The sequence below is a fragment of the Cellulomonas fimi genome (genome assembly GCF_028527925.1).
Taxonomy (GTDB): domain Bacteria; phylum Actinomycetota; class Actinomycetes; order Actinomycetales; family Cellulomonadaceae; genus Cellulomonas; species Cellulomonas fimi_C.
In genome coordinates, this window is sequence record NZ_JAPESW010000021.1 from 25,277 (window position 1) to 49,746 (window position 24,470).

The window sequence follows — 24,470 nt, forward strand, 5'->3', positions numbered from 1 at the left end:
TCGCCCCCCTCAGACCGGCCGCGCCGTGCGCGCCCACGGCGTGACGAGCCGCCCGAGCCCGGCCAGGACGAGGTCGCACACCAGGGCCAGCAGCAGGCACAGCACCGTCGCCGTCATGATCTCGGCGTGGTAGTTGGAGCGGAAGCCCCGGAACATCAGCTGCCCGAGGCCGCCGTACCCGACGACGACCCCGACGGTCACCAGCGCGACGGTGGTCACCGTCGCCAGCCGCAGTCCCGCGACGATGCTCGGGAGGGCGTTCGGCAGCTCGACCGTGAGCAGCAGCCGCGCGCGCCCGTACCCCATGCCGCGCGCGGCGTCGCGCACCGCGGGGTCGACCCCTTCGAGCCCGACGACCACGTTGCGCGTGAGGACCAGCAGCGCGTACACGACGAGCCCGATGAGGACGGTGGTGCGGCCGATGCCCGTGTACGGCGCGAGGACGGCGAACAGGGCGAGCGACGGGATCGTGTACAGGACGCCCGCGACGCCCAGCACGGGACCCGCCCAGCGCCGCCGGACGTGCGCCCACGCGCCGAGGGGCAGCGCGACGAGCGTCGCGATGACGACGGCCTGGACGGTGAGCGACGCGTGCTGCGCGAGGAACCCGAGGACGTCCTCGGCGTTGCGCTGCAGGTACTCCCAGGAGAACCACGGGTTGTCGGGCTGTGCTGCTGACAGCATCCGCCGACGGTAACCGCGACCACCGACAGCCGCACCCGGCGTCCGCTCCGCGGCCCGTCCGCCGACCTGCTGCGACGCCCGGGGGAGGCGGCCGTCGGAGGTGGGCAGTAGCGTCCGGGGGGTGGTCCAGCCTGCCATCGCGTTCGAGCACGTGCGCAAGGAGTACCCCGCCGCCCACGGCCGCGGCGGTGCCGCCGTCGACGACCTCTCGCTCGAGGTCCGCCCGGGGGAGGTGCTCGTGCTCGTCGGACCGAGCGGCTGCGGCAAGTCGACGACCCTGCGCATGGCCAACCGGTTGGTCGAGCCGACGTCCGGCCGGATCGTGCTGGAGGGCGACGACGTCACGCACGTCGACCCCGTCGCGCTCCGGCGCCGCATCGGCTACGTCATCCAGGACGTCGGCCTGTTCCCGCACCGCACGGTCGCGCAGAACGTCGCGACCGTCCCGCGCCTGCTCGGCTGGGACCGCCGCCGCACCTCCGCGCGTGTCGACGAGCTGCTCGCGCTCGTCGGCCTCGACCCCGCGAAGTACGCGCGCCGCTACCCGCACGAGCTCTCGGGCGGCGAGCGGCAGCGGGTCGGCGTGGCGCGCGCGCTCGCGACCGACCCGCCCGTGCTGCTCATGGACGAGCCCTTCGGGGCGGTCGACCCGGTCGGCCGGCGGAGGCTCCAGACCGAGTTCGCGCGCATCCAGCGCGAGGTCGGCACGACGGTGATGCTCGTCACGCACGACATCGACGAGGCCGTCCGCATGGGCGACCGCGTCGCCGTCCTGTCCGCCGGCGCGCACGTCGAGCAGCTCGCGACACCGCTCGACGTGGTCGCGCGCCCGGCCACGGACGCCGTCGCGGACCTCGTGGGGCGCGGCCGGCTCGCCCGCCTGCTGGCGCTGGGCCGGCTCGCGCGGGAGGACCTGGACCCGCCGCGCGGTCCCGCGGACGCCGGCCCGACCGACGCGCGGCCCGCAGGGGCGGTGCCGGGCGACGCGCCGGCGGTCGCCGTCGGCGACGAGCTCGACGACGTCCTCGCGGCCATCCTCGACGGGCCGGACGCCGCCTCCGACGGCCGTGTGGACGTGCGCGAGCAGGGCCGGGTCGTCGGGTCGGCGTCGGCCGCCACGGTGCTGCGCGCGCTGCGTCGGCTCACGGACGAGGCCCCCGCCGACGGCGCCTCCGGTGGGACCGCGGGTGACCGCCTGCCGGACCGGTCGGCCGACGCGGCGACGGGCGGCGACCCCGTCGGTACGCTGCCAGCGTGACCACGCCCACGACCGCCCGGCTCGCCATCGCGACCTGCTCCGCGCTCCCGGACCTGGACCCCGACGACCAGCCGCTGCGGGAGGCGCTGCTCGCCCGCGGCGTCGCGACCGACGTCGTCGTCTGGGACGACCCGACCGTCGACTGGTCGACGTACCCCCACGTGCTGATCCGCTCGACGTGGGACTACACCGAACGCCCGCGCCTGTTCACGGAGTGGACGCGCCGCGTCGGGCGGTCGAGCGTGCTGCTCAACCCCGCCGACGTCGTCGTGTGGAACATCGACAAGACGTACCTGCGCGACCTCGAGCAGCGCGGCCTGCCGATCGTCCCCACCATCTGGCTCGACCCCGAGCGCAACTTCGACGCGCGCGCGATCCACACCCGGTTCCCGGCCTTCGGCGACTTCGTCGTGAAGCCCACGGTGAGCGCCGGCTCGCGCGACACGGGCCGCTACCAGGCCGACGAGACCCCCTCCCGGGCCCTGGCCATCCGGCACGCGAAGAACCTGCTCGGCGTCGGTCGGCACGTGATGATCCAGCGCTACCTCAAGCAGGTGGACACCGTGGGCGAGACGGCGCTCGTGTACGTCGACGGGCAGTTCAGCCACGCGGTCCGCAAGGGCGCGCTGCTCGAGGGCCCGTACCGCGAGGGCGAGACCGAGGGCGTGCTGTACCGCCGCGAGGTCATGTCGGCGCGCGAGGCGAGCGACGCCGAGCGCGAGCTCGCGGACGGCGTGGTCGCGGCCCTGGCCGAGATCTTCCCCGAGCACGGGAACCCGCTGCTGTACGCGCGCGTGGACCTCATCCCCGACGACGAGGGCCGCCCCGTGGTCCTCGAGGTCGAGCTCACCGAGCCGTCGTTCTTCTTCGGCTACGCGCCCGGGTCCGTCGACGTGTTCGCCGACGCGCTGGTCCGCCGTCTCTGAATCGGGTTCCGGACCACCCTCCGGCACCCGGTACACTTCTCGTCGGCCCCGACGTTCGCGTCCGGGACCGGTCCGTGGGTACCACCACCTGCGGGCGGATCGTGGTGGCTATAGCTCAGGTGGTAGAGCACCTGGTTGTGGTCCAGGGGGTCGCGGGTTCAAGTCCCGTTAGCCACCCCAGCACGAAGGGCGTCGACGGTTCCCCGTCGGCGCCCTTCGTCGTCCCCCGGCCGGGCCGGTCAGCTCGCGGGGGTCGAGCCCTTGACCGACGTGGCGACGACCTGCGCGGCGATCTGCCGGGCGGTCGCGGAGTCGGGTCCGGGCTGCGCGGGCAGGAGGGCCGCGCGGTAGTACCGCAGCTCGTCGATCGACTCGAGGATGTCGGCGAGCGCCCGGTGGCCGCCGTTCTTGCGCGGCGACGCGAAGTACACGCGCGGGTACCAGCGGCGCGCGAGCTCCTTGATCGACGACACGTCGATGACGCGGTAGTGCAGGTGCGCGACGAGCTCGGGCATGTCCCGGTCGAGGAACGTCTTGTCCGTGCCGACCGAGTTGCCCGCGAGCGGCGCCTTCGACGGCTCGGGCACCCACGTGCGCACGTAGTCGAGCACCTGCGCCTGCGCGTCCTCGAGCGTCGTGCCCGCCGCGAGCTCGTCGAGGAGGCCCGACGTCGTGTGCATCGCGCGCACGAAGTCGTTCATCTGCTCGAGCGCCGCGTCGGGCGGTCGGACGACGACGTCCACGCCGCCGCCGAGGACCCGCAGCTCGGAGTCCGTCACGACGGCGGCGACCTCGACGAGCGCGTCGGCGCCGAGGTCGAGGCCCGTCATCTCGCAGTCGATCCACACGATGCGCTCGGCGCTCTCGTGGCCGTTGGAGGTCGTGGCGGGGGACGTCGCGGGGGTCGGCGTGCTGGTCACCGGGCCAGCCTACGGGGGGAGGGGCGCCGACCGGCGAACCCGCGCGAAGCGGGCGGTCCCGTCAGCGCCGGGCGTCGTCGCCCGGGTGCGGTGACGGGACGGTCGAGGCCAGCGCACCGGCCACGAGCACGAGCACCGCCACGCCGCCGACGCACCACCATGTCGTCGTCCACCCGACGCCGGTCCAGCGCAGGACCGCGAGCGTCGCGGCACCGGCACCGACCGCGAGGACCAGGCGCTCGAGCCACCGGACGGCGGACGCCCGCACGCGCTCTCCGCGGCTGCGGGGGACCGGGCCGCCGGCGGTGGCGTGCCGCCCCATCAGCGCGCCTTCCTCGTGCGGCGGCGGGGGTCGAGCGGCATGGCGGACATCGTGGCACGGCGGCGGGGTGCGGGAGGACGCGGTCCTCCCGCCGGGTGACGCGCATCCCGCGGCTGAGGGCGCGGCCGCACACGACCGAGGCCGGCGCCCCGGGTGGGGCACCGGCCTCGGTGCGGCGGCGTCAGCGGGCGACGGCGCCGGAGTAGCTGCCGGCGATCAGACCGGCAAGGACCAGGGGAAGCGCGGCGCGCTCGGTATGCGGCGGACGCCTCGTGGCGTCGGACGCGTGTCTCGCGGCGGTCACACGCGCACGGGCGCGGGCGATCGTCGCCTCCTCGAGGCGGCGGGCGTTCTCCTGGCGGGCGAGCTCGTGGGTCATGGTGGGATGCACGGTGGGCTCCTCGGGCACGACGACGGGACCGTCGCCGGTGGGTGTGGGGTGATGTGGGCATGACGAAGCCGGGCCTTGTCGGCCCGGTCGTCGGTGGATCAAGGACACCGAACCACTCGCCAGATACGCGTGTCACACGCTTTTCCGACGGGTTCGCGCCGCGTCCCGGCGGGTGTCCGCGGGTGATCTCTGCCGCACCGGGCGCCGCACTCCGGGAGGAACCGGACAACGGGCGGGCGTCCAGATGCCGCTGTTCGTCGCCCGTGGCTACCGTCGGTCGCATGGGGGTGGAGACCACAGAGGACGCGCGGCTCGCCGCGCTCGCCCAGCTCGACATGCTCGACACGGCGCCGGAGGAGCGGTTCGACCGGGTCGTGCGGCTCGCGCAGCAGCTCTTCGGCGTGCCGACGGTCTTCGTGTCGCTCGTCGACCGCGACCGCCTGTTCTACAAGGCGAAGGTCGGGCTCGAGCAGGACGAGGCCGAGCGGGACACGTCGTTCTGCCGGTTCACCATCGAGCAGCCCGACACGTTCGTCGTCGAGGACGCGACCGCGGACCCGCGGTTCGTCGAGAACCCGTGGGTCGTCGACGACCCGCACCTGCGCTTCTACGCGGGCCACCCGCTCGTCGCGCCCGGCGGTCACCGGGTCGGCACGTTCTGCCTCATGGACGTGCAGCCGCGCGAGTTCGGCCCGCAGGACGCCGTGCTGCTGCGCGACCTCGCGTCGTGGGTCGAGCAGGAGCTCGTCGTCGACGACGAGCTGCAGCGCGCGGCCCAGGTCCAGGCCGGGCTGCTGCCGCGCACCGTTCCCGACGTCCCGGGCTACGGCATCGCGGGCGCGTGCCTGCCGGCGCGCGGGGTCGGCGGCGACTTCTTCGACTGGGCGCTCACCGACGGTCGGCTCGCGTTCACGCTCGCCGACGTCATGGGCAAGGGCGGGGGAGCGGCGATCATCGCGGCCACCGTCCGCGCGGTGCTGCGCGCGGCGTCCCGACGGGGGAGCGTCTCGGACGCCGTGGCGACCGCCGAGGAGAGCCTCGCGCTCGACCTCTCGGGCACGTCGATGTTCGCCACCGCGTTCCACGCGCACCTCGACCCCGGCACCGGTCGCGTGGACTACGTGGACGCGGGTCACGGGCTCGCGGTCGTGGTCCACGCCGACGGCACGACGACGCGCCTCGAGCCCGGCGGTGCGCCGCTCGGCTTCGCGGCCGCGCTCGACCCGGACGCCCCGCCGCCGGTGCGCGACGCCGCGCACGTCCTGCTGGCTCCGGGCGACCTGCTCGTCACGTTCAGCGACGGCGTGCTCGACGTGCTCGACGGCACGCTCGCGTCCGTCGACGAGGTCGCGCGGCGGCTCGGCGGGGCGTCGAGCGCACGCGACGCCGTCGACCGCGTGCTCGGGCTCGCGCGCGGGACGTCCGACCGGCCCGACGACCTCACGGTCGTCGCCGTGCACCGGGAGCCGTGATGGGGCGGCTCCTGCTGCTGCGCGTCGTCGTCGCGCTGACCATCTTGCTCGGCGCGAACTACGTCGTCTGGCGCTGGCTCGAGTCGGTCAACTGGTCCGCGTGGTGGATCGCCGTGCCGCTCGTGATCGCCGAGACGTACAGCTTCGTCGACGTCGCGCTGTTCGGCGTGACGATGTGGCGGGCGAGGGCCCGCCCTCAGCCCGACGCACCGGCGCCGGGCCTCACCGTCGACGTGTTCATCACGACCTACAACGAGCCGCTCGACCTCGTCATGAGGACCGCCGTCGCCGCGCGCGACATCCGGTACCCGCACCGCACGTGGATCCTCGACGACGGCGCCCGGCCGGCCCTCGCGGCCGCCGCGCAGGACGCCGGCGTCGGCTACCTGGTGCGCAGCGACGACTGGCAGGACCGGCCGCGGCACGCCAAGGCCGGCAACCTCAACAACGCGCTGTTCCAGACGGACGGCGAGTTCCTGGTCGTGCTCGACGCCGACCAGATCCCCGACCCGGCGCTGCTCGACCGGACGCTCGGCCACTTCGACGACCCGCAGGTCGCGCTCGTCCAGACCCCGCAGTGGTTCACGAACGTGCCCGACGCCGACCCGCTCGGCAGCCAGGCACCGCTGTTCTACGGCCCGATCCAGCAGGGCAAGGACGGCTGGAACGCGGCGTTCTTCTGCGGCTCGAACGCGATCCTGCGGCGCGACGCGCTCATGCAGCTCGGCCTCGTCGGGTACGTGCGGGCCACCGAGGCAGCCGTCCGGGACGCGCTGCGCACGTCGCGCGCCGTCCTGGCGCGGGCCCGCCGCCGTGCCGACGACCCGCGCGTCGCCGCCGCGGTCGACCAGGTCTCGGTCGCCGCGCGCACCTCGCTCGCCGAGCTCGACGCGGGCCGGCCGCTCGGCGAGGTGACCTACGCGTTCCAGCGGCGCGTCGACGAGGTCTCGGGCGGGCTCGTCGACACCGACCTCGCGGCGATCCGCGCCGACCTCGACGCGATCGGCGCGTGGCCCGTCGACACGGACACCGAGCTCGGTGCGACGGTCGTCGACGACGCGGCCCTCGCCCGGCTCGCCGACCGCGAGCTGTCGCCGCTCGGGGCGCTCGCCTCCGTGCAGGCGCTCGTCAAGGCGGTCGACGTGGACCGTGGCGACGAGGCGCAGCCCGTCATGCCCGTCGCGACCCTGTCCGTGACCGAGGACATGGCGACCGCGATGCGCCTGCACGCGCTCGGCTGGCGGACCGTGTACCACCACGAGGTCCTCGCGCACGGGCTCGCTCCCGAGGACCTCGGCACGATGATCACGCAGCGCCTGCGGTGGGCGCAGGGCACGATGCAGGTCTTCCTGCAGGAGAACCCGCTCACGGTGCGCGGCCTGCGGCTCTGGCAGCGGCTCATGTACTTCGCGACCATGTGGAGCTACCTGTCGGGCTTCGCCGCGATCGTGTACCTCGCCGCACCGGTGATCTTCCTGTGCTTCGGCGTCCTGCCCGTGACCGCGTGGACGTGGGACTTCTTCGCGCGGTTCCTGCCGTTCCAGATCGCGAGCCAGGTGCTGTTCCTCGTCGCCGCCCGCGGGATCCGGACGTGGCGCGGGCAGCAGTACTCGCTCGCGCTCTTCCCGGTCTGGATCAAGGCGACGTGGACAGCCGCGGCCAACGTCTGGTTCGGACGGCCGCTCGGGTTCGCCGTCACCCCGAAGGTGCGGCAGGACGGCGGCGGGTCGTGGCGGCTCGTCGTGCCGCAGCTCACCGCCATGGCGGTGCTCGTCGTCGCGGCGGTCGTCGGGATCGTGCGCTGGGGGCTCGGGTACGCGCCGTGGGTCGGCACGTCCGTCAACCTGGTGTGGGTGGTCTACGACCTCGTCGTGCTCAGCGTGATCGTGCAGGCGCTCCGGTACCGCGGATACCAGGGCGCGGAGAGGATGGACTGATGGAGATCGAGACCGACCTGCGACCCGACGCCGCCGTGCTGCGCCCGGCCGGGCGCCTGACCATGGTGACCGCGTCCGAGCTGCGCGCCCGCGTCGACGAGACGGTGGCCGCCGGGCACCGCGTCGTCGTGCTCGACCTGGCCGACACCACGTTCATGGACTCGTCCGGGCTCGGCGCGCTCGTCGGCGGGCTGCGGGCGACGCGCGAGGTCGGCGGCGACCTGCGCATCGCCCGGCCCGGCGCGCAGATCCGCACGGTCCTCCAGCTCACGACCATGGACCGCGTGCTGAAGCCCTACGACACGGTCGAGGACGCGCTGCGTGCCTCCTGACGCCCGCGTCGAGGCGGACCTCGGCGGACCGGACGGCTCCGTCGTCCTCGAGCGCGTCCACGACGCGCTCGAGAAGCTCTGGCGCGCGGTCGACGTCGGCGAGACCGACCGGATCGCGCTCGAGACCGCTGTGGTCGAGGTCGCCGGGAACGTCCTGCGGCACGGGAACGACGACGGGGGCGGGCACCTGCTGCTGCGTGCCGACGAGGGCAGCCTGGTCGCCGAGATCACGCAGCCCGGGCGGCCGCCGCAGGTCGACCTCGATGCCGCGATGCCCGGCGCCGACGCCGAGTCGGGCCGCGGGCTCGCCCTGACCCGCATGCTCGTCGAGCTCACGTGCTCCGAGCGGGACGGTGCGACGCTCTGGACGCTGTCCCGCCCGCGCGGCTGAGCGTGGACACGCGACTGCGGAGGTCTCGACCGTGTGGCGCCCCCGGCAGGACTCGAACCTGCAACCGACGGATTAGAAGGCCGTTGCTCTATCCGTTGAGCTACGGGGGCCAGCGACGCCCCAGCCTAGTGTTCGCCGCGCCCCCCGAGCGTCCCGGCGGGGTCCCCGACGGCACCGCACGGAGAGCTGCACAACCCGCATCCGGTCAGGATCGGGGCACGCCTCACAGCGTGGCGCGTTTGTCCAGGTCAGATCGCGCCACGACAATGAGCGCGTGAGCGCGCAGCCCGGCACCGTCCCCGCGCCGCCGGCGCACGGGTCGCACGCGGCGCCGCCCAGCCGTGCGCGGCACGCCGCGAGCGACCCGCGCGAGGTCCTCGCGCGTCCCCTGGCGGCCACCTCGCTGCTGGACGCGGTCAAGGACCTGCGTCGCGACGTCGAGCGCACCGGCTTCCCGCTGGACCTCGACGGCACCGCGTCGGCGCGGGCGTCGCGCGCCCGGCTCGTCGACCAGCTCACCGAGCACCTCGTGCCGCGCCTCACCGAGCTGTCCGCCCCGGCCGTGGTCGTCGTGTCGGGGTCCACGGGCGCCGGGAAGTCCACGCTCGTCAACTCGCTCGTCGGGCGCGAGGTCAGCGAGGCGGGCGTGCTGCGCCCCACGACGCGCCGGCCCGTGCTCGTGCACCACCCGCTCGACGACGAGCTGCTGTCCCACCACCCGGTGCTCGAGCTCGTCGAGGTCGTCGCCGACGAGGCGGTGCCCCGCGGCATCGCGCTGCTCGACGCGCCCGACCTCGACTCGGTGCTCGACTCGAACCGCGAGCAGGCGCACCGGCTGCTCGAGGCCGCGGACCTGTGGCTGTTCGTCACCACCGCCGCCCGGTACGGCGACGCGCTGCCGTGGCGCGTCCTCGAGGCGGCCGTCGAGCGCGGCACGTCCATCGCGATGGTCCTCAACCGCGTCCCGCCCGCCTCGCTGCCGACCGTGCGCGGCGACCTCCTCGACCGGCTCCGCACGCACGGTCTCGAGGGTTCGCCGCTGTTCGTCGTGCCGGACCTCGGACCGCACGAGGGGATGCTCTCGTCGGCGGTGGTCGCGCCCGTGAAGCGCTGGCTCATGATGCTCGCCGGGCCCGACCGGGCGCGGACCGTCGTCGGTCGCACGCTGCGCGGGTCGCTGTCCGCGCTGCGGCCCTGGGTCGACGAGCTCGCCGAGGCCGTGCAGGCGCAGTCCGACGCCGCCGCGCGCATCGCCCGCACGCTCGACGACGCGCTCGACGCCCCCACGCGGCAGGCGGTGGCCGCGCTGCGGCAGGGTGCCGTCGCGGACGGTGCGGTGCGCGCCCGCTGGGCAGAGCTGACCGCCGACGGGGCGCCGCTCGCGTCCGTGCTGCGTGCGTCGGGCCGCGTCACCGGGTCGTCGCGCGAGGGCCGCGCACGTGCCGCCGCGGTCGGGCCGCTCGTGGAGGACCTCATGCGCTCGGCCGCCGCCGTGCTGGGCGCGGCGGGTGCGCACGCACAGGAGGTGCTGCACGAGACCCTGACCGGTCCCGACGCCCCCGCGGGCGGTCCGTCGGTCGACGCCGCGTGGGACGTGCAGGCCGACCGGCCCGTGCGCCTGCGCAGCGCCGAGCTCACCGCCCGCGCGTGGACCGCGCAGGGTCCCCGGGCGCTGCGCGCCGCGCTCGCGGTGCCGCCGCCGACCAGCGACGAGGACGGGCGCCCCCGCAAGCCGCGGGACGTCGCGCGCGAGGGGCGCCGCCGCCAGAAGGCCGAGAAGGCGCTCGGCACCGAAGGGCTCGCCGCGCTCGCGCTCGCGGGCGCCGCGGGCGTCGACGAGGCGACCGAGCTGCTCGTCGACCTCCTGGGTGCCGCGGGGCGCAAGGCCGTCGCCGACCTGCGCGACGACGTGGAGTCGCGGGTCGAGGCGCAGGTCGCGCTCGAACGCGCGTCGGTCGGCAAGGTGCTCGCCGACCCCGACCTCGCCGAGGACGCGGCGTCGCTGCTGCGCCTGCGGCTCGCCGTGCTGAAGGGACTGACGTGACGACCGAGGGGACCCGGAGCCACGCCGTGCACCGGCACGTGCTGGACGCGGCGCTGCACGGCGACGAGACCGTCCGTCTGGAGGAGCGCGTCGGTGCGCTCGACCAGGCGCTCGTCGTCGGCGGGGCGCGGCTCGAGCCGCCCGTCGTGGCGCGCGTCGGGCAGACCATCGATCGCGTGCGCGAGCGGCTCGAGCTCGGCGTCGACCACGCCGTCGTCGCGCTCGTCGGCGGCACCGGGTCGGGCAAGTCCAGCATGTTCAACGCGGTGTGCGGGCTCCCGCTCGCCGACGTGGGCGTCAAGCGCCCGACGACCTCCGACGTGACCGCGTGCGTCTGGGCGACGGACGGCGGGGCGCTCCTCGACTGGCTCGGCGTCCGGCCCGACCGACGGACGGTGCGCGAGAGCCTGCTCGACGGTGAGAGCGAGGCGCCGCTGCGCGGCCTCGTGCTGCTCGACCTGCCCGACCACGACTCGATCGCGCCCGAGCACCGCGAGGTCGTCGACCGGCTGCTGCCGCAGGCCGACCTGCTCGTGTGGGTCGTCGACCCGCAGAAGTACGCGGACGACGCGCTGCACTCCGGCTACCTGCGCCGGCTCGTCGGGCACGAGGCGTCGATGCTCGTCGTGCTCAACCAGGTCGACACCGTGCCGCCCGAGGTCCGCCCCGAGCTCGTCGCGGACGTCGCGCGGCTGCTCGAGGAGGACGGGCTGACCGGCGTGCCCGTGCTCGCCGCGTCCGCGCGGACGAACGAGGGCGTGGCCGCGCTGCGCGAACGGCTCGCGCGCACCGTCGAGGGACGCTCGGCGGCCGCGCGCCGGGCCGGTGCCGAGGTGAGCGACGCGGCGACCGCGCTGGGCGGGCAGGTCGCGGACCGTGAGCCGCCGCCCGCGGCGCTCGCGCTCGGCGGGGTGGTCGACACGCTGGCCGACGCGGCGGGCCTCCCGGCCGTCGCGGGCGCCGTGGCCGCGGTCGTCCGGGGCGGTGCGTCCGCGTCCCCGACCTTCGGGCCCGTGCAGGAGGACTCGGTCGCGCTCGCGCGCTCGGACTGGCTCGCGGCGGCGACCGCCGGGCTGCCGCGCTCGTGGAAGCAGGACGTCGCGCACCGGGTCGCGACGACACCCGAGCTCCGGCTGGCCGTGACGGACGCGCTCGCGCAGGTGACGGTCGTCGCGCGGCGGTCGGTCGCGGCCGCGTGGCTGCTGGGCCTCGGCGTGCTGCTCGCGGCCGGCGCCGTGACGATCGGGTCGGTCGCGCTCGGGTCGGGGTTCGCGAGCGTGCGCGCGAACCCGTGGGCACCGGCGCTCGCGCTCGCGCTGCTCGTGGCGGCCGTGCTCGCTGTGGTCGCGTCGTTCTCGACGAGGCGTGCGGCGGCGCGTCGACGGGCGTCGCGGGTGCTGCGCGACGGGCGGGCGGCGCTCGAGCGGGTCGCGCGCGGTCGGCTCGCGGACCCGACGCTCGCGGTGCTCGACGAGCACCGGGCGGTGCGCGAGCTCGTGGACGCGGCGCGCGGGTGACCCGAGCCGCGGCTTACGTCGCGCATCCGGCCTGACGCGGCTCCGGACCGATGCGTGGTGCGGCGCTGTCGCCGGGCGACGGTGCGGTGAGCCGTCCACAGCCCGCCGCCCGCCGCACCGGCCCACCGGTCCGCGCCGCGCCCCGTCGGCGGGCCGCGCGCGGGGCCGACGCTGGCGCCACACGCCCCGCACCGGCGGGGCCGCGCCACAGGAGACCAGCATGAGCACGCACTCCCTCGACCTGACCCTGGTGGGCTGGGTCGGCAGCGACGTCCGCCACTTCACCGGCCCCGGCACGGTGCCGTTCACGTCGTTCCGCATGGCCAGCACGCGGCGGTGGTTCGACCGGCGCGAGGGCGCCTGGCGCGACGGCCGGACCGAGTGGTTCACCGTGAAGATCTGGCGGTCCGGCGCGCTCAACGTCGCCGAGTCGCTGCGCAAGGGCGACCCCGTCGTGGTGCACGGGCGCCTGTCCACCGAGGAGTGGCAGGCCGACGACGGCCCGCGCACGTCGCTCGTCGTCGAGGCGAGCGCCGTCGGCCACGACCTCACGTTCGGCACGTCGCGGTTCGCGCGCACGGTGACCGCCGGGACCGACGCGGGCGAGGCCGAGCCGGCCGGCGCCGGCCGGGACGGCGAGCGCACGCCCGTCGACGTCACCGGCTACGCGGAGGTCGGCGACGACCTCGTCCCCGGTGAGCACGTCGACGACGACGGGCCCGGCGTGGTCTCCGGGCGCGTCGACGGGCCGCTCGCTCCGGTCGTCGTGGCCTGATCGCCTAGGCTGGGGGACCGCAACCGACGACGCGGCCGGGCCGCCGGGTGGCCGACACCCAGGGCGGCCCGCCGACGTCGTCCACCATCCACGACACCGAGGCGGACGACAGGCCAGTGGCTGAGTTCATCTACACCATGTACAAGGCGCGCAAGGCGCACGGCGACAAGGTCATCCTCGACGACGTCTCCCTGAACTTCCTGCCCGGCGCGAAGATCGGCGTCGTCGGCCCCAACGGCGCCGGCAAGTCGACGATCCTCAAGATCATGGCCGGGCTCGACCAGCCGTCGAACGGCGAGGCGCGCCTGAGCCCGGGCTACACGGTCGGGATCCTCCAGCAGGAGCCGCCGCTCAACGACGACAAGACCGTGCTCGGCAACGTCGAGGAGGGCGTCGCCGAGATCAAGGGCAAGCTCGACCGCTACAACGAGATCTCGGCCCTCATGGCCGACCCGGACGCGGACTTCGACGCGCTCCTCGCGGAGATGGGCCAGCTGCAGGAGGCCATCGACGCCGCGGACGCGTGGGACCTCGACGCGCAGCTCGAGCAGGCGATGGACGCGCTGCGCTGCCCGCCGCCGGACGCCGACGTCAAGGTGCTCTCCGGTGGTGAGCGCCGCCGGGTCGCGCTCTGCAAGCTGCTCCTCGAGAAGCCCGACCTGCTGCTCCTCGACGAGCCCACCAACCACCTGGACGCCGAGTCCGTGCAGTGGCTCGAGCAGCACCTCAAGTCGTACCCGGGCGCGATCCTCGCGGTCACGCACGACCGGTACTTCCTCGACAACATCGCCGAGTGGATCTGCGAGGTCGACCGCGGTCGCCTCTACCCCTACGAGGGCAACTACTCGACGTACCTGGAGAAGAAGCAGGAGCGCCTGCAGGTCCAGGGCAAGAAGGACGCCAAGCTCGCGAAGCGCCTCAAGGACGAGCTCGACTGGGTGCGTCAGAACGCCAAGGGCCGCCAGACGAAGTCGAAGGCGCGTCTGGCCCGCTACGAGGAGATGGCGGCCGAGGCGGAGCGCACGCGGAAGCTGGACTTCGAGGAGATCCAGATCCCGCCGGGCCCGCGCCTGGGCAACGTCGTGCTCGAGGCGTCGAACCTCGAGAAGGGCTTCGACGGCCGCGCGCTCATCGACGGGCTGTCCTTCACGCTGCCGCGCAACGGCATCGTCGGCGTGATCGGCCCGAACGGCGTCGGCAAGACGACGCTGTTCAAGACGATCGTCGGCCTCGAGCCGCTCGACGGCGGCGACCTGAAGATCGGCGAGACCGTGTCGATCTCCTACGTCGACCAGTCGCGCGGCGGCATCGACCCGAAGAAGACCCTGTGGGAGGTCGTGTCCGACGGGCTCGACTTCCTCAAGGTCGGCAACGTCGAGATCCCGTCGCGCGCGTACGTCGCGTCGTTCGGGTTCAAGGGCCCGGACCAGCAGAAGCCCGCGGGCGTGCTGTCGGGTGGTGAGCGCAACCGCCTCAACCTCGCGCTCACCCTCAAGCAGGGCGGCAACCTGCTGCTGCTCGACGAGCCCACCAACGACCTCGACGTCGAGACGCTCGGCTCGCTCGAGAACGCGCTGCTCGAGTTCCCCGGCTGCGCGGTCGTCGTGTCCCACGACCGGTGGTTCCTCGACCGCGTCGCGACGCACATCCTCGCCTACGAGGGCACCGAGGAGGACCCGGCGAACTGGTACTGGTTCGAGGGCAACTTCGCGTCCTACGAGGAGAACAAGGTCGCGCGCCTGGGTGCCGACGCGGCGCGCCCGCACCGCGTGACGTACCGCAAGCTGCGTCGCGACTGACCCCTGCGACGACGGGCCGTGCGGAGTGATCCGCACGGCCCGTCGCCGTTCCCGTCCAGGCGTGGTCGGCGCGCGGTGCACGACTCGGTCGGCGCGCGGTGCACGACGTGACGAGGCAGGCTGGGGCGGCACGGCCGACAGCAGGTGCTGAGCGGCCGACCGACGACGGAAGGACGGCGCGTGACGACGAGCGAGACCAAGAGCCTCGTCGACGCGCTCCTCGGCCTGCGTGACGCGCTCGACGCGGTGTCGCTGCCGTTCGTGACGCCGGTCGCCGCCCCCGCGGAGGCGGAGCGCCGGCGGCTGCTGGACCAGCTCGACGACCACCTGCTGCCGCGCGTGCGCGACCCCGACGCCGCGACGCTCGTCGTCGTGGGTGGCTCCACGGGGGCGGGCAAGTCCACGCTGCTCAACTCGCTGCTCGGCGAGCACGTGAGCACGGCGGGCGTGCTGCGGCCGACGACGCGCAGCCCGGTGCTCGTGCACCACCCGGACGACGCGCCGGACGTCGACGCGGCGCGCGTGCTGCCCGGCCTCGCGCGGCTGCGCGAGCACACGGGCGGCTCCCGGGCGTCCGACGGGCCGCGTCACCGGGGCTCCGAGGCGACCGGCGATCCGCGCCGCGGTGACCTGGGCACGGACGGTCGCGCGCTGCGGACCGTGGCCTCGACGACGCTCCCGCGCGGGCTCGCGCTCGTCGACGCACCGGACGTCGACTCGGTCGAGGAGGCGAACCGGGACCTCGCCGGCCAGCTGCTGCGTGCCGCGGACGCGTGGCTGTTCGTCACGACGGCCGCGCGCTACGCCGACGCCGTCCCGTGGGAGCTGCTCGCCGAGGCGCAGCGCCGCCGCACGCACCTGGCGATCGTGCTCGACCGCGTCGACGCCGGCACGGAGGACGCCGTCACCGCGGATCTGCGCCGCATGCTCGCGGACCGCGGGCTCGGCGACGCGGCGGTGCACGTCGTCCGCGAGAGCACGCTCGAGGCCGGCCTGCTGCCGGAGGTCGAGATCGCCGGCGTGGCCGACTGGTTGATGGCGCTCGCGCTCGACCCGGACGTGCGTGCGCGCGCGGTGGCCGCGACACGCGACGGCGCCGTGCTCGACGTCGCCGTGCGTGCGCGGGTGGTCGCCGACGCCGCCGACGACCAGCGGGTCGCCGCGGACCGGCTGCGCGACGCGGTCGCCGCCGCCTACGACGCCGCGCGCACACGGGTCGCCGAGCAGACGTCCGACGGCACGATGCTGCGTGGCGAGGTGCTGGCGCGGTGGCAGGACGTCGTCGGGACCGGCGAGTGGTTCCGCCGTCTCGAGGCGGGCGTGTCGCGTGTCCGCGACCGCGTCGTGGGCGCGATGACGGGTCGCCGGGCCGCCGACCCGGGGCTGGCGCAGGCCGTCGGGCACGGCGTCACGGCGCTGGTCGTCGACGCCGCGGAGGACGCCGCGTCGCGCGCCCACGCCGACTGGCACCACGACCCCGCGGGGCAGCCGCTGCTGCAGGGCCTCGCGCTGTCGCGCGCGTCGGCGGACCTGCGCGTGCGGGCGGAGGAGCAGGTGCGGGCCTGGCAGGACGACGTGCTCGAGCTCGTGCGCGGCGAGGGCGCGGAGAAGCGGGCGACGGCGCGGGCGGTCTCGTTCGGCGTCAACGGGCTCGGTGCGGCGCTCATGGTGGCGGTGTTCGCGTCGACCGGCGGGCTCACGGGCGCGGAGGTGGGCATCGTCGGCGGCACCGCGCTGCTCGCGCAGCGGCTGCTGGAGGCCGTCTTCGGCGACGAGGCGGTGCGGCGCCTGACGCGCACGGCGCACGAGCGGCTCGACGCGCGCGTGGCCCGGCTGCTCGACACCGAGGCGTCGCGGTTCACGTCGGTGCTCGAGCCGCTCGCGGCGGGCGTCGTCGACGGCGGGGCGTTGCGCGCACGCGCGTCGCTGGTCGAGGTCGCGGCGCGCGCGGCGACCGGCGACGGCGGCGAGCCGGCGGCGGGTGCTGCGGCACGCACCCCGGGGTCGACGCCGACGGCAGGACCCGGCGGACGGTTGCGCGGGTCGGGGCTCGGGGACCGGCGGCGTGACGGGCCGCGACGGGACGCCGACCGCGGCGATGCCACCGGCGTGGAGCCCGCCGGGACGGACGAGGGAGGCTTGCGCGGGTGGTGGGCGCGCGTGCGCCGGGGCGGCCGCGCATGAGCCCCGCGGACGTGGACCCCGCGACGCGGCTGGCCGCGCTCGAGGAAGCCGTGCGGCTCGCGTCGGGTCGCGTCGACCCGCAGGTGGAGTCGTCGGCCGCGGACGTGCTGGGCCGGGCGCGCGAGCGGCTCGCGCTGTCGGGCGAGTACACGGTCGTGGCGCTCGCGGGCGCGACCGGGTCGGGCAAGTCGTCGCTGTTCAACGCGCTCGTCGGGGCGGAGATCGCGCGCCCGGGCGTGACGCGTCCGACGACCGGCCGCCCGCTCGCGGTGGTGCTGCCGCCGCCCGGATCCGGGGCGGCGTCCTCGTCCGGTCCGGACGACCTGCTCGACTGGCTCGAGGTGCGCGACCGCGTCGTGGTGGGCGGTGAGTCGCAGGACGCCGCCGGCGCCGACGTCGTCAGGGCCACGGGCCGGACAGGCGGCCTCGGCGGCCTCGGCGGCCTCGGCACGCTCGTGCGGCGGCGTCCGCGCGCCGTCGACGCACCGCCCGCCCTGCCGACCGGTGCGGTGCTGCTCGACCTCCCGGACCACGACTCGGTCGTCGCCGAGCACCGGGCGGTCGCCGAGCGCCTCTACCAGCGCGCCGACCTGCTGGTGTGGGTCGTCGACCCGCAGAAGTACGCCGACGCCGCCCTGCACGTGCGCTACCTGCGACCGATGGCGGGGCACGCGGCGGTCCTGCTGCTCGCGCTCAACCAGGTCGACCGCCTGACGCCGCACGAGGTCACCGAGGTCGTGGCCGACGTCCGCCGGATCGCCGCGCAGGACGGGCTGCGGGACGTCACGGTCGTGCCGGTCAGCGCGGTCACGGGCGAGGGCGTGGACGCGCTGCGCGACCACCTCGCGGACGCGGCGCGACGTCGGCGGGCTGCGACGCAGCGGGTCGTCGCCGACGTCCGTGCCGCGGGTGCCGCGCTCCTGGAGGCGAGCGGCACGGCGCCGACGACGGGGTCCGGGGTGGACCGCGCGTCGTCGCGCCTCGTCGGCGCGCTCGAGGTCGCGGCCGGCGTCCCGCTCGTCGTCGACGCGACCCGTCGCTCGACGGCCCGGCAGGCGCACGCGGTCACGGGCTGGCCGGTGACGCGGTGGGTCGGACGCCTGCGCGCGGACCCGCTACGGCGCCTGGGGCTGGGGCGCCCGGCCGCGCTGGACGCGATCACGGGCCGGTCGACCGCCGCCACCGTGTCCGAGGACGAGGTCGCGTCCCGGCGCTCGTCGCTACCGCGGCCCGCGACGACGGCGGGTGCGCAGGTCTCGATCGCGGTCCGCGACTTCCTCGACGTGGCCACCGCGGGCGTGCCCGACGCGTGGACCCTCGCGGCGCGTGCCGCGGTGCCGCGCGACGCGATCCCCGACGCGCTCGACCGCGCGGTCGTCGCCTCAGCCCCGGCCGGTTCGCGGGACCCGCGCTGGTGGCGCGCGGTCGGGACCCTGCAGTGGGTGCTGCTCGCGGTCGCGGTCGCGGGCGCGGTGTGGCTCGCGGCGCTGGCGGGCCTGGCCTACCTGCGGCTGCCCGAGCCGCCGACGCCGACGTGGGGCGAGGTCCCCTGGCCGACCGTGCTCACGGTCGGCGGCCTGCTGCTCGGCGTGCTGCTGGCCCTCGTGTCGCGCCTGCTGGCCGGGATCGGCGCACGGCGGCGGGCCGCACGGGTGCGCCGGCGGCTGCGCGCGGGCGTCGAGGACGTCGCGCAGGAGCTCGTGGTGCGGCCCGTCGCGGACGAGCTGGCGGCGTGGGCGGCGTGCGGCGCGGCGGCCGCACGAGCGGCGGCCTGAGCAGCCCCGCGGTCGGCCGCCCGCGCAGCCGGACGTCCCCGCACGGGCGGTGGGACGTCCGGGCCGCAGGGGAGCGGCGGTGCCCTCGTAGGATCACGGACGGCGAAGGAGGTCGTGTGGCTCGGCTCGAGGTCCCCGTGCAGCTGCGCTGGTCCGACATGGACGCGTACGCGCACGTCAACAACGTGGAGATGCTGCGGCTGCTCGAGGAGGCGCGCATCGAGGCGTTCTGGCGTCATCCCGAGGCGCAGGACGGCACGCGGCCGGACGGCACGTGGCCGACCGCGGTGCTCGACGCCGGTCCGGGTGCGCAGACGTCGACGCTCGTCGCCCGGCAGGAGATCGAGTACCTCGTGCCGCTCGGGTACCGGCGCTCGCCGGTGCTGGTCGAGATGTGGCTGGGTCACCTGGGCGGCGCAAGCCTCGACGTCTGCTATGAGGTCCGCGACCGCCCGGCGGCCGACCCGGGGAGCACGGTGTACGCGCGGGCGACCACGACGCTCGTCCTGGTCGATGCCACGACCGGCCGCCCTCGGCGTCTCGGTGACGCCGAGCGGGAGGCCTGGCAGAAGTACGTCGAGGAGCCCGTGCGGCACCGGCGGCGTCCCGGGTCCTGAGGGCGCGATCGCACACGGGCGTGCACGCCCGGCAGGCGCACGCCTGAGCAGCCGGGCGGTTCAGGCCGGTGCGCGTCCCGGTCGCGCCCGCCAGCGGCGCAGGTGCCGGCGGGACGGTGCGTCGTCGGGGCGGTGCAGGTCGATCGTGCGCAGCGCCCGCCGCACGCGTCCCCACAGCCCGCGCCAGTCCCGCAGCGGTCGCGCGGAGATGCCGACGACGAGCGTCGGGTCGTGCCGGATCGTCCCGACGTCGCCCACGTGGTAGCTGAGGTCGACGTCGTCGTGCAGGTCCTGCCGCGTCCGGTGGACGGACCCGGCGACGCGTTCCCACACGCTGCGGCGCATCGCGAGGTTCGAGCCGAACAGCGGCGGGTGCGCGAGCGCGCCCCCCATGAGCACGCGGTACGCGCGCATGTACAGGACGTCACCGAGCACGCGGACGAGCCGGGACGGCCCGACGAAGCGCCCCGGGCCGGTGACGGCCGCGAGCGCGGGGTCGTCGGCGAACGCGGACGCGAGGCGCTCGACCCAGTCCGGCGGCGGGACGCTGTCGGCGTCGCAGCGCGCGATGACGTCGCCGACGGCGGCGTCGTAGCCCGTCGCGGACGCGGCCCAGATGCCCGTCGTGCCCTCGTGCAGGCACCGTGCACCGTGCCGGCGGGCGACGTCCGCGGTGTCGTCGCGCGACCCGTTGTCCACGACGACGACCTCGAGCGGGGGCACGGTCTGCGCGGCGAGCGCGGTCAGGCACCGGTCGAGCAGCGTCGCGTCGTCGCGCGACGGGACGACGACCGAGACCGTCGGCGGCGTCATGCGCGGGCCTCCGCCGCAGGCACGGTCCTGTCGGTGCGCGCTCGCTCGGCGCGCTCGGCCGCGCGCGCCATGTTGCGCTGCATGCCGCCGAACACGACGCCGTGGAAGGGGGCGACGGACCACCAGTAGAGCTGCCCGAGCAGGCCGCGCGGGTGGAACAGCGCGCGCTGCGCGAACACGGCGGGCGGGCGGCGCCACCGGTCCCGGTCGAGCGTCGCCCCGGTCGGCGGGGCGCCGTCGCCCGCCCCGTCCGGGTCGGGCGCGTCGTCGTCGACCTCCACGCGCAGCTCGAGCCAGGCCAGGCCGGGCACGCGCATCTCTGCGCGCAGCCGCAGGAGCCGGCCGGGCTCGACCTCCTCGACGCGCCAGAAGTCCACCGCGTCGTCGACGAGGAGGCGCCACGGGTCGCGTCGCCCCCGGCGCAGGCCGGGCCCGCCGACGAGCCGGTCGCCCAGCCCGCGCACGCGCCACGCGAGGGGCCACGAGTACCACCCGTTCTCGCCGCCGACGGACTCCAGCACGCGCCACAGCGCCGCGGGCGACGCGTCGACGGTGACCCGGCGCTCGTCGACGTAGAGCGAGCCGCCGGCCCAGCCGGGGTCGGACGGCAGCGGGTCGCTCGGCGTGCCGGGCGCGGACGCGGACGACCAGCGCGTCGAGACGGCCGCGTCGTGGACACGCCGCAGCGCGAGGCGGACCGCCCGGTCGAACCCGACGAGCCCGTCGGGCGGGTCGGGCACCCAGCGGGCGATGTCGTGCTCGTCGCAGACGACCTCGTGCACGAGCGACTCGACGAGCGGGCGGGCGAGGCCGCCCGGCACCGGCGTCACGAGCGACACCCACAGGCTCGACAGGCGGGGCGTGAGCACCCCGACGCCGACGATCACCCGTCGCGGGAGGCCCGCGACGGCGGCGTAGCGCTGCATCATGTCGCGGTACGTGAGGACGTCCGGGCCACCGATGTCGAACCCGCGGCTCACCTCGGGCGGCATCGCGGCGGCGCCCACGAGGTAGCGCAGCACGTCGCGGATCGCGATGGGCTGGATGCGGTTCTCGACCCAGCGCGGCACCGTCATCGCCGGCAGGCGCTCGGTGAGGTAGCGCATCATCTCGAACGACGCCGAGCCCGACCCGAGGATGACGGCCGCGCGCAGCACCGTCGTCGGCACGCCCGACGCGAGCAGGATCTCGCCGACCTCCGTGCGCGACGCGAGGTGCGGCGACAGGTCCTCGCCCTCGGGGTAGAGCCCGCCGAGGTAGACGATGCGGCGCACACCGGCCTCGCGCGCGGCGCGCGCGAACGTCAGCGCCGTCATCCGGTCCCGCGACTCGAACGTCCGGCCCGAGCCGAGCGAGTGGATGAGGTAGTACGCGACGTCGACGCCCTCGAGCGCCGCGCGGATCTGGTCGAGGTCCGACGCGTCGGCCTCGACGGCCTCGACGTCGTCGATCCACGGCCGGCCGCGCAGCCGCTGCGGCGAGCGCGCGAGGGCACGCACGCGGTAGCCCGCGGACAGCAGCTCGGGCACGAGCCGGCCGCCGACGTAGCCCGTCACGCCGGTGACCGCGACGAGCGGCGCGTCGGGACGCGGGCGCCCGTCCGGACCGGTCCCCGGGACCAGGCCCGGCAGCGTGGCGGCGACGGGCTCGGGCGCGAGCGCGGAGTCGTCGGCGCCCGGCGCGTCGGCCACCATCGAACCGTCCGACGGCGGGGTCGGCGGCGGTGCGGCGTCGCTGGGTGTCATCGAGGCAGTCTCCGTGGGGTGCGGGCGGTGCGCACGTCGGGGGGCGCGTGCGGGCGCGCGGGGCGGGACGACGGCGGGGTGGATCACGACGACAGCAGCCGCAGCGTCTCGCGCTCGGCGACGCGCTGCGACCGGGTCGGCCGGATCGTCTCGCCCCGCTCCCACAGGTCGACGACGCGCGGGTCGATGTACGACGCCCGGCACACCGCGGGCGTGTTGCCGAGCTCCTCGGCGACGTCCTTGACGACCCGCGTCACGACCGTGCGGCGTGCCCGGTCGCTGCGCGGGGCCGCCCCCGCCGCCGCGAGCCCGCGCGCGGCCAGGACCGTTGCGTGCCACGTCCGGAAGTCCTTCGCGGACGCGTCGTCGCCCAGCCGCAGCTTCACGTACTGGCCGACGTCGGCGCTCGTGACGTCGTGCCAGACGCCGTCGTCGTCCTGCCATGCGAGCAGGTCCTCCATGTCGTCGCGGCGCCGCACGAGCGTGCGCACGAGCGTCGCGACCGCGTCGTCCTCCACGACCGTGTCGCGCACCTGCCCCGACTTCGCCGGGAAGTGCAGGTGCACGCGCCCCTCGTCCGACCCCGGCTCGGGCGGCAGCACCCGCACGTGGTCCTTGCGCAGCGTCGCGAGGCCGTAGGAGCCGTGCCTCGCGGCGTACCCCTCGCCGCCGACCCGCAGGTACGCCAGGTCGAGCAGCCGGAACGCGAGCGCGAGCGCCTTCTGCTTCGGCATCCCCGGCAGCGCCAGGTCGCGCTCGACGTGCTTGCGCGCGGTCGGCAGGCGGCGCGCGACGTCGAGCACGTGGTCGTGCTTGAGCCGGTCGCGCCGCAGGCGCCACTGCGCGTGGTACAGGTACTGGCGGCGTTCGGCGTCGTCGAGCCCGGCCGCCTGGATGTGGCCGTTCGGCCACGGGCTGATCCACACGTCGCGCCACGCCGGCGGGATCGCGAGGCTCGTGATCCGCTCGAGGTGCTCGACCTCCGTGATGCGCACGCGCTGCACGTCGAGGTAGACGAACCCCTTGCCCGCGCGGCGGCGGGTCCAGCCGGGGGCGTCGATGCGGACGCGGCGGAGGCGGACCATGCCGGGAGTGTCACCCGGCGGCGGCCGTCCCGCGCGCCGAGCGTCGCGAGCGCCCCGACCGGCCGTCCCGGTCGGGGCGGCCCGTCAGTCCGGGAAGCGGACCATGCCCTCCTGCGCGATGGACGCGACGAGCGTCCCGTCGCGCGTGAAGACCCGCGCCGCCCCGAGACCACGACCACCCTGCGCGCTCGGCGACGTCTGGACGTACAGGAGCCAGTCGTCGACGCGCGCGTCCCGGTGCCACCACATCGCGTGGTCCAGGCTCGCGATCGACATCCCCGGCGTCACCCACGAGCGTCCCGACCGGCGCAGGACCGGCTCGAGCATGACCTGGTCGCACGCGTACGCGAGCAGCGCGCGGTGCAGCAGGCGGTCGTCCGGGAGCGGGTCGCGCGCGCGGAACCACACCTGCTGACGTCCGGTGGCCTCGGCGGCGCGGCCCAGGTAGATCGAGCCGTCGACGTGCCGCACGTCGAAGGCGGACTCCTGCGCCCAGAACTTCGCGGCCGGGTGGTCGATCGTCCCGAGCAGGTCGAGCGCCGACGGCACGTCCTCCGGCGCGGGGACGCCGTCCGGCATCGCGTCCGCGTAGTCGACGCCGTCCTGCTCGGTCTGGAACGACGCGATGAGCGACAGGATCGGCGCACCGCCCTGCAGCGCGTGCGTGCGGCGGGCCGTGAACGACCGGCCGTCCCGCAGCCGCTCGACCGCGAACGTGATCGGCTCCGTCACGACGCCCGCGCGCAGGAAGTACCCGTGCAGCGAGTGCGGCAGCCGATCCGCGTCGACCGTGCGGCCCGCGGCGAGCAGCGCCTGGGCGAGCACCTGCCCGCCGAACACCCGCCCGTTGGGCTGCGGGAGGCTGTGCCCGGAGAACTGGTCGGGCACCGCCGGGTCGGGCGTCAGGGCCAGCGCGTCCAGGACGGCGGCGGTGGGGGAGACGGGCGCGTCGCTCATGCCCCGAAGCGTGCCACGGCTGCTCCCCGGAGCGTGCTCAGCGGCGCGTGAGCCGCGCTACTCCTCGAAGGTGTTCAGCAGCGAGTGCGCCGCGCGCTCCAGGTAGTCCCACAGCTCGGCCTTGTGCAGGGGTGCCAGGTCGAGGCTGTCGACGGCGACGCGCATGTGGCGCAACCAGCGGTCGCGCGCGTCGGGGTTGACCTTGAACGGGGCGTGCCGCATGCGCAGGCGCGGGTGGCCCCGCTGCTCGCCGTACGTCGTCGGACCGCCCCAGTACTGCTCGAGGAACATGGTCAGCCGCTCGGCGGCCGGCCCGAGGTCCTCCTCGGGGTACATCGCGCGCAGCACCGGGTCGTCGGCCACGCCGCGGTAGAACTCGTCGACGAGCCGCACGAACGTGTCGTGCCCGCCGACGGCTGCGTAGAACGAGTCGGGTCTCACGCCGTCCATCCTCACACGCACGCGCCTGCGCCAGGACGAGGCGTCGGTCACCCCGCCCGGACGCCGGTACGCCCCGTCGCGCCCG

General features: G+C 75.7%; 22 protein-coding genes and 2 tRNA genes. 14 read left to right on the forward strand and 10 right to left on the reverse strand.

Annotation, left to right across the window (positions count from 1 at the left end):
* Positions 1 to 9 precede the first annotated feature (9 nt).
* Positions 10 to 684 (reverse strand): ABC transporter permease, encoded by a 675-nt coding sequence (locus tag OMK64_RS11385; protein ID WP_272728500.1) that lies wholly within the window; start codon positions 682 to 684, stop codon positions 10 to 12.
* A gap of 121 nt (positions 685 to 805) precedes the next feature.
* On the opposite strand from OMK64_RS11385, the gene OMK64_RS11390 reads away from it, so the two are divergent.
* The 3 genes from OMK64_RS11390 to OMK64_RS11400 all read left to right on the forward strand — a co-directional run bounded on the left by OMK64_RS11390 (position 806) and on the right by OMK64_RS11400 (position 3,048).
* Positions 806 to 1,942, forward strand: a complete 1,137-nt coding sequence (locus OMK64_RS11390; RefSeq protein WP_374694087.1) for an ABC transporter ATP-binding protein — start codon at positions 806 to 808, stop codon at positions 1,940 to 1,942.
* Positions 1,939 to 2,868 (forward strand): ATP-grasp domain-containing protein, encoded by a 930-nt coding sequence (locus tag OMK64_RS11395; RefSeq protein ID WP_272728501.1) that lies wholly within the window; start codon positions 1,939 to 1,941, stop codon positions 2,866 to 2,868. The genes OMK64_RS11390 and OMK64_RS11395 overlap by 4 nt, the downstream gene beginning before the upstream one ends.
* A 104-nt stretch (positions 2,869 to 2,972) precedes the next feature.
* Positions 2,973 to 3,048, forward strand: a tRNA-His gene (locus OMK64_RS11400).
* Between the two features lie 59 nt (positions 3,049 to 3,107).
* On the opposite strand, the gene orn is transcribed toward OMK64_RS11400, so the two are convergent.
* The 3 genes from orn to OMK64_RS11415 all read right to left on the reverse strand — a co-directional run bounded on the left by orn (position 3,108) and on the right by OMK64_RS11415 (position 4,501).
* On the reverse strand, positions 3,108 to 3,788 hold the full coding sequence (gene orn, locus OMK64_RS11405) for an oligoribonuclease (RefSeq protein WP_272728502.1): 681 nt from the start codon (positions 3,786 to 3,788) through the stop codon (positions 3,108 to 3,110).
* A gap of 61 nt (positions 3,789 to 3,849) precedes the next feature.
* Positions 3,850 to 4,056 carry a hypothetical protein gene (locus tag OMK64_RS11410; protein WP_272728503.1) on the reverse strand — a complete coding sequence of 69 codons (207 nt, stop codon included), beginning with the start codon at positions 4,054 to 4,056 and terminating at the stop codon, positions 3,850 to 3,852.
* 235 nt (positions 4,057 to 4,291) lie between these two features.
* Complete coding sequence (locus tag OMK64_RS11415; RefSeq protein WP_272728504.1) at positions 4,292 to 4,501, reverse strand: hypothetical protein; 210 nt, start codon at positions 4,499 to 4,501, stop codon at positions 4,292 to 4,294.
* A 281-nt stretch (positions 4,502 to 4,782) separates the two neighbouring features.
* On the opposite strand from OMK64_RS11415, the gene OMK64_RS11420 reads away from it, so the two are divergent.
* The 4 genes from OMK64_RS11420 to OMK64_RS11435 are packed head-to-tail and all read left to right on the forward strand — an operon-like array spanning position 4,783 to position 8,633.
* Positions 4,783 to 5,973 (forward strand): PP2C family protein-serine/threonine phosphatase, encoded by a 1,191-nt coding sequence (locus OMK64_RS11420; protein ID WP_272728505.1) that lies wholly within the window; start codon positions 4,783 to 4,785, stop codon positions 5,971 to 5,973.
* Positions 5,973 to 7,910, forward strand: a complete 1,938-nt coding sequence (locus tag OMK64_RS11425) for a glycosyltransferase family 2 protein (RefSeq protein WP_272728506.1) — start codon at positions 5,973 to 5,975, stop codon at positions 7,908 to 7,910. Before OMK64_RS11420 ends, OMK64_RS11425 begins: the two co-directional genes overlap by 1 nt.
* Complete coding sequence (locus tag OMK64_RS11430; protein ID WP_272728507.1) at positions 7,910 to 8,242, forward strand: STAS domain-containing protein; 333 nt, start codon at positions 7,910 to 7,912, stop codon at positions 8,240 to 8,242. The genes OMK64_RS11425 and OMK64_RS11430 overlap by 1 nt, the downstream gene beginning before the upstream one ends.
* Positions 8,232 to 8,633 (forward strand): ATP-binding protein, encoded by a 402-nt coding sequence (locus OMK64_RS11435; protein ID WP_272728508.1) that lies wholly within the window; start codon positions 8,232 to 8,234, stop codon positions 8,631 to 8,633. Before OMK64_RS11430 ends, OMK64_RS11435 begins: the two co-directional genes overlap by 11 nt.
* Before the next feature lie 34 nt (positions 8,634 to 8,667).
* Here the strand turns inward: OMK64_RS11435 and OMK64_RS11440 are convergent.
* Positions 8,668 to 8,743: transfer RNA gene (locus tag OMK64_RS11440), tRNA-Arg, on the reverse strand.
* A 164-nt stretch (positions 8,744 to 8,907) separates the two neighbouring features.
* Between OMK64_RS11440 and OMK64_RS11445 the strand changes: the two genes are divergently transcribed.
* From OMK64_RS11445 to OMK64_RS11475, 7 genes are all read left to right on the forward strand, one after another.
* Positions 8,908 to 10,677: a dynamin family protein gene (locus OMK64_RS11445; protein ID WP_272728509.1), complete on the forward strand. Its 1,770-nt coding sequence runs from the start codon at positions 8,908 to 8,910 to the stop codon at positions 10,675 to 10,677.
* A complete protein-coding gene (locus tag OMK64_RS11450; RefSeq protein WP_272728510.1) occupies positions 10,674 to 12,194 on the forward strand; it encodes a GTPase in 1,521 nt (506 codons plus the stop codon). Before OMK64_RS11445 ends, OMK64_RS11450 begins: the two co-directional genes overlap by 4 nt.
* A gap of 220 nt (positions 12,195 to 12,414) precedes the next feature.
* A complete protein-coding gene (locus tag OMK64_RS11455; RefSeq protein ID WP_272728511.1) occupies positions 12,415 to 12,969 on the forward strand; it encodes a single-stranded DNA-binding protein in 555 nt (184 codons plus the stop codon).
* 116 nt (positions 12,970 to 13,085) lie between these two features.
* Positions 13,086 to 14,768, forward strand: a complete 1,683-nt coding sequence (gene ettA, locus OMK64_RS11460) for an energy-dependent translational throttle protein EttA (RefSeq protein WP_272728512.1) — start codon at positions 13,086 to 13,088, stop codon at positions 14,766 to 14,768.
* 180 nt (positions 14,769 to 14,948) lie between these two features.
* Positions 14,949 to 16,952, forward strand: a complete 2,004-nt coding sequence (locus OMK64_RS11465; RefSeq protein ID WP_272728513.1) for a dynamin family protein — start codon at positions 14,949 to 14,951, stop codon at positions 16,950 to 16,952.
* Positions 16,949 to 18,727, forward strand: coding sequence for a GTPase family protein (locus tag OMK64_RS11470; RefSeq protein WP_272728514.1), 1,779 nt, complete (start codon positions 16,949 to 16,951; stop codon positions 18,725 to 18,727). The genes OMK64_RS11465 and OMK64_RS11470 overlap by 4 nt, the downstream gene beginning before the upstream one ends.
* Before the next feature lie 116 nt (positions 18,728 to 18,843).
* Entirely contained in the window at positions 18,844 to 19,344 is a 501-nt protein-coding gene (locus OMK64_RS11475) for an acyl-CoA thioesterase (RefSeq protein WP_272728515.1), read from the forward strand.
* A 60-nt stretch (positions 19,345 to 19,404) separates the two neighbouring features.
* On the opposite strand, the gene OMK64_RS11480 is transcribed toward OMK64_RS11475, so the two are convergent.
* The 5 genes from OMK64_RS11480 to OMK64_RS11500 form a co-directional block, all read right to left on the reverse strand.
* Positions 19,405 to 20,157 (reverse strand): glycosyltransferase family 2 protein, encoded by a 753-nt coding sequence (locus tag OMK64_RS11480; protein ID WP_272728516.1) that lies wholly within the window; start codon positions 20,155 to 20,157, stop codon positions 19,405 to 19,407.
* The gene (locus OMK64_RS11485; RefSeq protein WP_272728538.1) at positions 20,154 to 21,851 is read right to left on the reverse strand and encodes an SDR family oxidoreductase; all 1,698 of its coding nucleotides are present in this window, start codon (positions 21,849 to 21,851) and stop codon (positions 20,154 to 20,156) included. The genes OMK64_RS11480 and OMK64_RS11485 overlap by 4 nt, the downstream gene beginning before the upstream one ends.
* A 134-nt stretch (positions 21,852 to 21,985) precedes the next feature.
* The gene (locus tag OMK64_RS11490) at positions 21,986 to 22,987 is read right to left on the reverse strand and encodes a DNA topoisomerase IB (RefSeq protein ID WP_272728517.1); all 1,002 of its coding nucleotides are present in this window, start codon (positions 22,985 to 22,987) and stop codon (positions 21,986 to 21,988) included.
* An 84-nt stretch (positions 22,988 to 23,071) separates the two neighbouring features.
* Positions 23,072 to 23,944 (reverse strand): acyl-CoA thioesterase, encoded by an 873-nt coding sequence (locus tag OMK64_RS11495; protein ID WP_272728518.1) that lies wholly within the window; start codon positions 23,942 to 23,944, stop codon positions 23,072 to 23,074.
* A gap of 57 nt (positions 23,945 to 24,001) precedes the next feature.
* Entirely contained in the window at positions 24,002 to 24,385 is a 384-nt protein-coding gene (locus OMK64_RS11500; RefSeq protein ID WP_272728519.1) for a globin, read from the reverse strand.
* Positions 24,386 to 24,470: the final 85 nt, after the last annotated feature.